The 2,762-nt window shown below is 69.6% G+C and carries 2 protein-coding genes; one reads left to right on the top strand and one right to left on the bottom strand.

Features of this window, described 5'->3' with window-relative positions; all coding sequences use genetic code 11:
• Positions 1-110 precede the first annotated feature (110 nt).
• Positions 111-791 carry a hypothetical protein gene (locus tag AB0J67_RS40455; protein ID WP_363491021.1) on the bottom strand — a complete coding sequence of 227 codons (681 nt, stop codon included), beginning with the start codon at positions 789-791 and terminating at the stop codon, positions 111-113.
• Positions 792-983: 192 nt separating this feature from the next.
• On the opposite strand from AB0J67_RS40455, the gene tyrS reads away from it, so the two are divergent.
• Positions 984-2,240, top strand: a complete 1,257-nt coding sequence (tyrS, locus tag AB0J67_RS40450) for a tyrosine--tRNA ligase (RefSeq protein ID WP_363491019.1) — start codon at positions 984-986, stop codon at positions 2,238-2,240.
• Positions 2,241-2,762 lie beyond the last annotated feature (522 nt).

Below are 2,762 nucleotides of genomic sequence, written 5' to 3'. Positions count from 1 at the left end.
ACCCCGGCCGCCCCGCCCCTGTTTCGGCCTTGGCGGTTGCATTATCTGGATGAAGTCGATCACGATTTCCTCATCCAGATAGGCCAACGTCGATCGAAAGAGCGGGCCGGTCAGGTGGTGGGGGAGGTGTTGCGGAGGACGGCGCCGACGCCCTCGTCGAGGCCGACCTCGGTGGAGTTCACGATGATCAGCTCGGCGTCGTTGAGGACCGCCGCGCGGACCAGCGCGTCCTCGGCGCGTACCGGATGGGCCTGGTTGGCACCCAGCTGCCGCAGCCGCTCCTCGCTGGAGGACAGGTCGCCGGGCGCGTCGCCGATCCACACCCGCGACTTCGCCAGCGCGACCGGATCCAGCAGCAGCGCCTCGACCTGCCGCTGCTCGAACGCGGCGAGCGTGTCGGCCACGCCGCTGGCGTCCGGCGCGGCCGCGCCCGCGGGCGGCCGCTCGACCTCGCGGCTGGCCAGCAGCGGCGTGACGTGCGGCAGCGGCGCCATCTCGGCGCTGTCGGTGCACAGCGGTTCGGGCATCGCCTCGGCGTAGTGCACGCGGCCCTGCGCGGCGAACACGGCCAGCCCGTGGCGGTGGCGGGGGCGGCGGTACTGCGCGAGCGCTCCCTCCAGCGCGAGCAGCGTGGGCTCGTCGATGCCCTCGTCGAGCAGCGTCTCGCGGGCGGCCCGCCAGCGCAGCTTCAGCGCCGCGGCGGTCGCCTCGGTGTGGTCGGTGCTGTCGATGTACACCGACGCCCAGGGGCCGGGGATCTCGTACATGGCTCGGAGGAAGGACAGTTCCATGCCCGCGCTATGCCCGCCGGCCGACCGCGGCAAGCCCGCGCGCCGTGCCAGGTTCGGCGGGCTCGGCACGGCGTGACGCCGGTCCTGCTGCGGACCGGCTCGGCGAGGTCACCCGCCGGGCGCGTCGCCGTGGCGGCCAGCAGGGGAAACCGGGTTGCCGCCGGGTGACGGCGATGCGCGACAATCGACGGCGTGACGGACATCCTCGATGATCTGCAGTGGCGTGGCCTGCTGCAGGACTGCACCGGCCTTGACGAGCTGCGCGAAGACCTGGCGGCGGGACCGCTGACGTTCTATGTCGGGTTCGACCCCACCGCGCCGAGCCTGCACCTCGGAAACTTCGCGCAGATCTGCACGGCGCGCCGGTTCCAGCTCGCCGGGCACCGGCCGCTGCTGCTGGTCGGCGGCGCGACCGGCCTCATCGGGGACCCCAAGGACAGCGGGGAGCGCACCCTGAACTCGCCGGAGGTGGTGCAGGGCTGGGTCGAGAAGATCCGCGGTCAGGTGGAGCCGTTCTTCGACTTCGAGGGCCAGTACGCCGCCCGCATGGTCAACAACCTGGACTGGACCTCGGCGCTGTCGGCCATCGAGTTCCTGCGCGACGTCGGCAAGCACTTCCCGGTGAACAAGATGCTGGCCCGTGACGTGGTGCGCAACCGGCTGGAGACCGGCATCAGCTACACCGAGTTCAGCTACCAGCTGCTGCAGTCCCACGACTACTTCGAGCTGCACCAGCGGTACGGCTGCCGGCTGCAGTTCGGCGGCTCCGACCAGTGGGGCAACATCACCGCGGGCGTGGACTACATCCGCCGCCGCGGCGCCGGCCCCGTGCACGCGTTCACCACGCCGCTGGTCACCAAGGCCGACGGGACGAAGTTCGGCAAGACCGAGGGCGGCGCCATCTGGCTCGACCCGTCGATGACCAGCCCGTACGCGTTCTACCAGTTCTGGATCAACACCGACGACCGCGACGTGGTGCGCTACCTGAAGTACTTCAGCTTCCGGTCCCGCGAGGAGCTGCAGGAGCTGGAGCGCGAGACGGCGGAGCGGCCCTTCGCGCGGGCGGCGCAGCGGGCGCTGGCCGAGGAGCTGACCACGCTGCTGCACGGCAAGCAGGAGTGCGAGCAGGTCGTCGCGGCGTCGCAGGCGCTGTTCGGCCGGGGCGCGCTGACGGACCTGGCGCCGGCCACGCTGCGTTCGGCGCTGGCCGAGGCCGGCCTGGTCGAGGTCGACGAGCTGCCGAGCGTCGCGGTGCTGTTCAAGGAGGCCGGCCTGGCGGCGAGCCTCGGCGAAGCGCGGCGCGCGGTCGGCGAGGGCGGCGCGTACGTCAACAACGAACGGGTGACCGACGCCGACGAGCCGGTGTCCGCGGACCTGCTGCTGCACGGGCGGTACCTGGTGCTGCGCCGCGGCAAGAAGACGATTGCAGGCGCTGAGCTGCGGAAATAGCTCGCCGCCCATGATGTGACGGGGGACGCGGCCCGCCGATTTGCGATCGGCGCCGCGTCCCCCGTAATGTTCTCTCTGCCAGCGCGGAACGGACAAAACAGCCGAGACCGGAAGGTCGGAGCAAAGAGGCCGGAGCGCACCGGGTGGGGCCGATTTGATCGGATGAAACCAACCGGGTATGGTTACCGAGCCGGTGACGAGCCGGGCGGATGAGTTCGCCGAGATTCTTCTCGGAAGGAACCGTCGGCCGGGTCACTGGTTCTCCTCGAACCTCGTACGGACCTCAGCGGTTCAGCGTGTTCGGGGTGTCCAAACGGACGAACCGCACAGATCCGAAAATTCGGGTTTGACACGGAGAGGCCGGATGGGTAAGCTTGAGGAGTTGCCCCGGAGACGGGGTCAGGGAAACCTGACGCGGTCGCGGTGCGTGCTTGTTCTTTGAGAACTCAACAGGGTGCTATTTAAGCCAGTGCCAATTTATTTCATCCTCGTGATGATTCCTTTGGTATGAAACAGATCTGG

The sequence above is a fragment of the Catellatospora sp. NPDC049609 genome, from assembly GCF_040675365.1.
In the GTDB taxonomy this organism is placed as follows: Bacteria; Actinomycetota; Actinomycetes; order Mycobacteriales; family Micromonosporaceae; genus Catellatospora.
The sequence above is the reverse complement of the archived record's forward strand: the minus strand, read 5'-3'. Positions and strand labels throughout refer to the sequence as shown.